Here is a 6,995-nt window from a genome sequence, read left to right as displayed (position 1 = left end):
GAGCTTTTCCCGCGGCAGTGTTTCAGTGTACGCGTTCCAGTATTCCATGGATTTCACCCCTCTCCTGAGATTTAGTCAAGCATGTTTCCTATCCGCTGTTAAGCAGGGCTTACCGATCCCCCAAATTGTTCTTTGGTTCACCGCAGTCGTTCCATACAATGAAAAGCATGTTCATAGAATGTTTTATCATTTCTGATCTTTTTGTCAAGAGAAAATTGCCGGCGAAAATGGCCGATGGAGTTTTGTGCATACCACGCGCGGGATCTTCAGATGAGATTGCGGAACTAACCCCTGGTTCTCAGTCTTAGGGCCATCTCTTTGAGTATATTGATGGCCACGGCAGGATGTTCTTTTATAATGGTCTGAAAATTACTACGCGAGATGATAGCGAGTTGCGTGTTATCGGTTGAGGCGAGAGCGCTGTCTGTCCTCGGCTCCTCGAGGAACATGGATATGTCACCGAAGTACGCCCCCTGCCCGAGCGTCTGGCCCGGCGCATCGCCCTTGCGAATACTTACCTCGCCGGACAGGATGTGAAACATGCAGTTTGCCGGTTCGCCCGCTTCATAAATCATCTCACCCTCGTTGTAATCTCTCACAAACTTCTCCACGATCTGCCTCTTCACCCCTTTTGAAACGGGTCTTTTGAAAAAGAGTTTCTTGAGCAGAATGATCTCCCGGTTCCTCATGCTCGCCATCATCTCGGCCCCGAAAAGGAGCATACAAAAAGAACAATATGACCAGATGATCACAACAAAGATCGCCCTCAGGGAACCGAAGGCAAAACCATAATGGGGATTCGAAAAGACAAACCCGGAAAACAATTCCTTCATGAAGGTCCAGAAAAATGCCACAAATAGTGACGCGATCAGAAGATGGCCTACCTTGAGCCGAAGGGGTGAAAAGATCACATAAAAGAAGAGGATTGACAGAAACGTAACCACGAATGGCACCACATAATCGATCAGTCGAAAAACAAGAACCCCCCTCACCCGCATGCCCCTTGAGAATGTGTCAAAATAGAGCTCACTGATAAGGAGCGCTCCGAAGAGCAGAATGATGACGGACAGGGCGATCAAGTCCACGGTGACCGCCTTGAACAGGGAGGGTTTGTTTTCCACGTTGAAAATAGTGGCAAAGACATTTCTTGCCGCGTTGATGAGCGGCGTAATCGACCAGAAGAGTGCAATGAACCCGAACAAACCTACCGCATTTCTGTGCTCTGTGAGAAAATGCATCTCATCGCTGATCACCTTTCCGAACTGAGGAAATATATGGCCAGTAACGTGCTCGATAGCGCCTATGAGCACCTGCGGCGACATCGTCTTCAGACTAAGGAAAGAGAGCACAATAAAAAACAGTGGGATGAAAGCGAAGAAACCATAATACGCAAGAGAGGCCGCCGTGTCGAAATCATTATTCTTTACAAATGAACGCATGGATTCCCTCAAGATAAGGAAGGCGGAACTGAGTCTCGATCCTTTTGGTCTGCTCATATTATCCCCGCTTCACCTAAAAGAATATCACAGATTTATAGAAATGCCTGCCATCAATTTCTTTTGAATGTCTCCCTGCACTGCATGATACTCGCAAGGGCGACAAGAGAAGTAATGAAGAGAACCCAGAGCAAGGTTTTATACGCATGGACCTGATACATGCCGCCGACTTTGCCCGCCTTATCAAGGACGTAACCCATAAACGGCTGGAAGATGACGGCCCCCACAAAGGGAAAAAGATTGATAGCGCCCATGGAAGTCCCGGCAATCTCCGAAGGAAACAGTTCTTTCGCCGTCACAACGGCTAAGGTGCCGACAGAACTGATCGTGACCCCAAGGAGAAAAAAAAGCAGAAACAGCCACGGTACTGACAACCTTTCAAAGAAAATGAGCATCGTTAGCCAGCAAATACAGTTGAGAACCGAGGTTCCAACGAGTACCTTGCTTCTGCTTCGGAGCGTCCTGTCGGAAAGATGACCGATGAGGGGACTGCCAAAGATCATCGCGAAAGCGATCATAGAGAGTATGCCTCCCGCCGCACCCTGCGAGAGCCTGTGCACGTCCACGAGGTAAGGCCCGGCCCAGAGACCGAAAAAACCAAAGAGTGCCCCTCCCCTCATGACAAACCAAACCGCTATCGCCCAGAAGGAGGTGTCTCTGGAAATGATCTTCAGATCCCGCATCACGGGTCTTGCCTGTACTTCCGGCTCGCAGCCCCGATTGCCCGAATAGATCGGGCCTCTTGCCTGCGACGGCCTCTCTTGCACAAAAAACCAAATCAATGACGTAATGACGACAGAAACGATGCCGACGAGGATCATGGAAGCCCTCCAGCCGAGCCTTACGGTCGAGAGCGCGAGCGGGGTTGTGGCTGAGAACCATCCGACGCCGCCCACTGCCATGAGCACCCCCGATACCCTGGCAAGTTCTTCTGCGCGAAACCACTCGGCGAGGATACACATGACGGCCACAAATATGGCGGAGAGTCCGAACCCAACCACGGCCCTCGATAAAAGGGCAATCTTGAAACCGGGGGATAAGCCGAAGAGCACGGTGCCAACGGAGGCGATGAGGCTAAAAAGTACGATAGTCTTCTTTGCCCCCCATGAATCGGTGATAAGGCCCACAGGGATCTGCATGGCAGCGTAAGGATAGAAGTATGCCGAAGCTAAAAGGCCTAGCGATGCCCCGGAGATCGAGAACGCCTGGGTGAGCTCCCGCGCCACCACAGCCGGAGCAACCCTGTGAAAATAGACGATGAGGTACTGAGCCCCGAGCACCCCGAAAATGGACCAGCGATAACCGTTCATTCGCCTCATGCCTTTCAGGTACCACGAATCGCGGCCGCCTTTCCAGGGAAAAATTTACAAAACCCTTCTATTTTATGTAGAATAGATTCGCGGCTCACCCATGCGCCTGTGCTCGTGGAGAGGACGAATGATGAACCCCGGAACCGGCAAGAGACTCTCTATGGCGACTTCTGTCGCGAGAGGGGAAGGCTCCACGAGCTTATGCTCGTGGAAGGGGGCAGATGGTAGGCCCCGCACAGACAGCCGAACCAGCGACTTCTGTCGCGAGAGGGGAAGGCTCCGACAGCTTCGCTGCCGGAGGGGGCGACGTGAGCCCCAGAAAAATGAAAGAGGACATTTTATGAACAGACAAACTATAACTACCTTGCTCAATGTGGTAAAAGGCACAGTTCCACCTGATGCTATCATTACGAATGGAAAGATTGTGAACGTCTTTACCAATAGCATTGATGAAGGTTTTTCTCTGATCATTAAGGACGGCTATATAGCATCAGTCGAAGAGAACGCGCTTGCCGCTTCGTACAAGTCTGCCAATGTAATTGACGCCAGGGGCCTCTATCTCTGCCCGGGCTTTATAGATGCCCATACGCACGTAGACGGCATCTATTCCTTTTCTGAATTCGTCCCTTATGCAATTAGGGGAGGCACCACCACAGTGGTGACAGAGACGAGCGCCACCTCGTGCGCCGCCGGCATGGAGGGCCTGAGGGCTTATATGGAGGGCACTCGCGGCTACCCGCTCAGGTGTTTCTTTCTCGCGCCGCCTCTCACGCCACCTTTTCCCCGGATGGAAAATTCTCTGGGACTCACGCTTAGAGAGTTTTCCGCCATGCTCAAAAGAGATGACGTGGTCGGTATCGGGGAAGCCTACTGGACACGGATAGTGGGCGGAGACAAAAGAATATTGAGCCAGGCAGCGTACGCGCTCTCTCTCAACAAACGCCTTGACGGCCATTCCGCCGGAGCCCGAGGAAAAAGACTTATCGAGTATATCCTGACAGGCATTACCTCCTGCCACGAATCGATCAACGTGGATGAAGTGATGGAGAAGTTACGCTCCGGCCTCTACATAATGATCCGAGAGGGCTTCGTGAGACAGGAACTGCCCGAGCTATCAAAGCTCAAGGACATGACCTTCGACAAGCGACGATTAATGCTCGTCTCGGATTTCTTCGACGCCGTGATGCTCTCTCGGGAGGGATATCTCGACTCTATCGTAAGAAAGGCCATACGCTACGGCTTCTCGCCGATGGAGGCGATCAAGATGGTAACCATCAACCCTGCGGATTATTATGGCATGAGATATCTCGGGGCCATCGCCCCTTTGAGGTATGCCGATATGCTTTTCTTAAGTGATCTTGACCGCGTGGCCATCGAGAAGGTCATGGCGGGCGGCGAGATCGTCTGGGAGTCCGGAAAATTCCTGAAGGCAATCAAGCCTCATCAATACCCGCTAAACGTACAGAAAACCATCACAACGAAGCACGTGAGCGAAGACGATTTCAAGATCAAGGCGCGGGGAAAGCGCCAAACCATCCGGGTCATCGAGATCGTAAATCCAACCATCACCAAGGAAGTCGAGGTAAAGACAACGGTCAGCGGTGGCTACCTGGAAAAAGACCTATCAAACGATATCATCCCCGTTGCCGTTATCAATAAGAGGAAACCCGCACAACGAGGCAGAGGATTTATCAGGGGCACGGGCATCAAGAACGGGGCCGTGGCCACAACGGTGATATGGGACACGGGCAATATCCTCACCATCGGAAGCCACGAAAAAGATATGGAAGTTGCTGTGAACAGGTTGATCGATATGCAGGGGGGTATCGTGATCGCTCGGGATGGCAAAGTTGTTTACGAACTGCCTATGCCGCTTTTCGGCATCATGTCCCGCGCGCCCATTGAAGAGATTGCGCGTAAGACAGAGGAGCTTGAACGAACATTACAGGAGATAGGCGCGAGCCTTGCGAGGCCTTTTCTCAACATCCAGACCATCCCCTTCACGGGACTACCTTTCCTCAGGATCTCAGACAAAGGGCTTGTTGATGTAAAGAAAAAGAAGCTCGTCTCTATTTTTGTGAAGGACAAACAGGGATGACTGGAACGGTTGCGGGCGATTCTATTTCGAGAAACTGATTTTGTTCTCTCTCCCCGCGAAAAGCCTCCTGATATTCTCTTTGTGCTTTATGTAAATACAGAGGCCAAGCGCTACAGAAAGGAGACAATACGCCAAAGGGGCCTTGAGTGCAAAGAGCGCAATTGGCATGACGCCCGTACCAGCGAGTGATCCCACCGACACATACCGCCATGTCAGAAAAACCACGACGAAGAGGACAAAACAGATAAGCAGAGTCATGGGCGCTATGGCGAGATAGACACCCGCAGCGGTTGCAACGCCCTTTCCTCCTTTGAACTTCAAGAAAACGGGAAATATGTGTCCCAGGAAAACTGCAAGCCCCACGAGGGCGACGAACATATGCGGGTCGCCTTGCTCAATGGCTATGAACACGGGGAGAAACCCTTTAAGCACATCGCAAAAGAGCGTCATGATCCCAAGCCCCTTGCCCGCCGACCTCATGACGTTCGTGGCCCCGATATTGCCGCTCCCTGTCTTTCGAGGGTCTTTGCCTTTGATTCGGGCAAGAAGCACGCCCACAGGCACGGAGCCTATCAGGTAAGCGCAGCAGACAAACAGGATGTGAAGCATTCACTTAAGATAGTGGAAACCAAAGCCCTTGTCAATACACAACACCATCTATGCGCTGCAGAGCTTAAATCTCCGCGGCGTTAGTGCTTTACAAGCCATTCAATTCCTGCTATATACTTTAATTGAGAAGAGTCAGAACCGGCAGCAATTGTGGAGGTGATATATATGACTCAATGGCAATGTGTGAGTTGCGGCTACACCTTCGGGGCCGATGCCCCGCCTGATAAGTGTCCTTCCTGCAAAGAAGACTGCACGTTCCGAGACGTGAGCTGTTATATACCCGACTGTGGAGGGCCGGGTAACATTGATCCGAATATCGCGGCACAGAAGAGAGAACCGGTAAAGAAGACGACATAGCTTAACATGCCTGGGTGGCGGAATTGGCAGACGCAAGGGACTTAAAATCCCTCGGAGCTTTGCTCTGTACGGGTTCAAGCCCCGTCCCGGGCATTAATATTCCACCCATTTCTTCAACATATCCACAAAATAAGCTCCGCACACCCGATCCTGAAATTATTATATTCTCATTGATGACCCGAGCATTACCCTCAATTTCAAAACCCACTTGACAAATCCTGCACGTGCATTATGATGATCATTAGGAATCATTCTTGAATACTAAAGACTCGGCGGTCGATAAGCTCAGGAAGGAGGGGCTCAAGGTTACGCCTCAGAGGCTCGCTATCATCGAGGTGTTTGCCGGAAAGCGTGATTCCCATCCTGGCGCCCGTTCCGTGCATGAGGAGGCGAAAAAGAAAAAGAAAAGTTTGAGCCTGTCCACAACCTATGCAACGCTTAACGAGCTCTCCCGACTGGGTATCGTCAAGACGCTGCAGTTTGATGCAATGGAGAACCGCTACGAAGGTAACCTTGAAGAACACCTCAATCTAATCTGTAAGCGTTGCGGTAAGATCTTTGACTACAAAGTGTCTCCTGTTGCCGACCGGCAGCAGATAAGCAAGGAAAAGGGCTTCTCGGTTACGGACACGAGGCTCGAGTATTACGGGTATTGCAGGGACTGCCGCGCACAGGCACGAGCGCACGGAGATAAGTGCGTCGAGGACAAGAATGGCTAACGGACCTGTGTCCTTCCCGTTTTATTTGGCATGGGCTTGTTCACTGATTCCTCAGCCAGTTGGCCAGCGAAACGGTACGGTTCATAGCAGCGCTCTTCAACAATTCGCAGAACCAAAGGAGTAATTACCATGGATGACAAAAAAACAGACAGAGTTTACGAACACACTGCAGGGGGCGGCACGACAAATAGGGACTGGTGGCCCAACCAATTGAGGCTCGATATCTTGCACCAGCACTCCTCCAAGTCAAATCCCATGGGCGAGGGTTTCAACTACGCCAAAGAGTTCGAGACCCTTCACCCACCCCAGCTAACTAATTAATTTTATTGGATTTGGTTGCTGAAATACTCGCTTCTATTTCGCTTCTATTTTCGCTTTCATTAAGCCGTCTAACTTTTCTGGAATT

The 6,995-nt window shown here is 51.1% G+C and carries 7 protein-coding genes and 1 tRNA gene; 5 read left to right on the top strand and 3 right to left on the bottom strand.

Annotated elements, in window-relative coordinates:
• Window positions 1-284 precede the first annotated feature (284 nt).
• Together VMT62_16515 and VMT62_16510 are read right to left on the bottom strand one after the other, a co-directional pair.
• A complete protein-coding gene (locus VMT62_16515) occupies window positions 285-1,496 on the bottom strand; it encodes a YhjD/YihY/BrkB family envelope integrity protein (GenBank protein HVN98034.1) in 1,212 nt (403 codons plus the stop codon).
• Window positions 1,497-1,549: 53 nt separating this feature from the next.
• A complete protein-coding gene (locus VMT62_16510) occupies window positions 1,550-2,806 on the bottom strand; it encodes an MFS transporter (protein HVN98033.1) in 1,257 nt (418 codons plus the stop codon).
• 340 nt (window positions 2,807-3,146) lie between these two features.
• On the opposite strand from VMT62_16510, the gene VMT62_16505 reads away from it, so the two are divergent.
• The gene (locus VMT62_16505; protein ID HVN98032.1) at window positions 3,147-4,904 is read left to right on the top strand and encodes an adenine deaminase C-terminal domain-containing protein; all 1,758 of its coding nucleotides are present in this window, start codon (window positions 3,147-3,149) and stop codon (window positions 4,902-4,904) included.
• Window positions 4,905-4,925: 21 nt separating this feature from the next.
• Here the strand turns inward: VMT62_16505 and plsY are convergent, their stop codons facing one another.
• Window positions 4,926-5,513, bottom strand: coding sequence for a glycerol-3-phosphate 1-O-acyltransferase PlsY (plsY, locus tag VMT62_16500; protein HVN98031.1), 588 nt, complete (start codon window positions 5,511-5,513; stop codon window positions 4,926-4,928).
• 165 nt (window positions 5,514-5,678) lie between these two features.
• Between plsY and VMT62_16495 the strand changes: the two genes are divergently transcribed.
• The 4 genes from VMT62_16495 (at window position 5,679) to VMT62_16480 (ending at window position 6,910) form a co-directional block, all read left to right on the top strand.
• The gene (locus VMT62_16495) at window positions 5,679-5,870 is read left to right on the top strand and encodes a hypothetical protein (GenBank protein ID HVN98030.1); all 192 of its coding nucleotides are present in this window, start codon (window positions 5,679-5,681) and stop codon (window positions 5,868-5,870) included.
• A gap of 8 nt (window positions 5,871-5,878) precedes the next feature.
• Window positions 5,879-5,963 (top strand) — tRNA-Leu (locus VMT62_16490).
• Between the two features lie 161 nt (window positions 5,964-6,124).
• Window positions 6,125-6,589 (top strand): Fur family transcriptional regulator, encoded by a 465-nt coding sequence (locus tag VMT62_16485; GenBank protein HVN98029.1) that lies wholly within the window; start codon window positions 6,125-6,127, stop codon window positions 6,587-6,589.
• Window positions 6,590-6,718: 129 nt separating this feature from the next.
• Entirely contained in the window at window positions 6,719-6,910 is a 192-nt protein-coding gene (locus VMT62_16480) for a hypothetical protein (GenBank protein HVN98028.1), read from the top strand.
• Window positions 6,911-6,995 lie beyond the last annotated feature (85 nt).

This window comes from Syntrophorhabdaceae bacterium (genome assembly GCA_035541755.1).
Classification (GTDB): domain Bacteria; phylum Desulfobacterota; class Syntrophorhabdia; order Syntrophorhabdales; family Syntrophorhabdaceae; genus PNOF01.
This window is presented reverse-complemented; position numbering and strand designations above follow the sequence as displayed.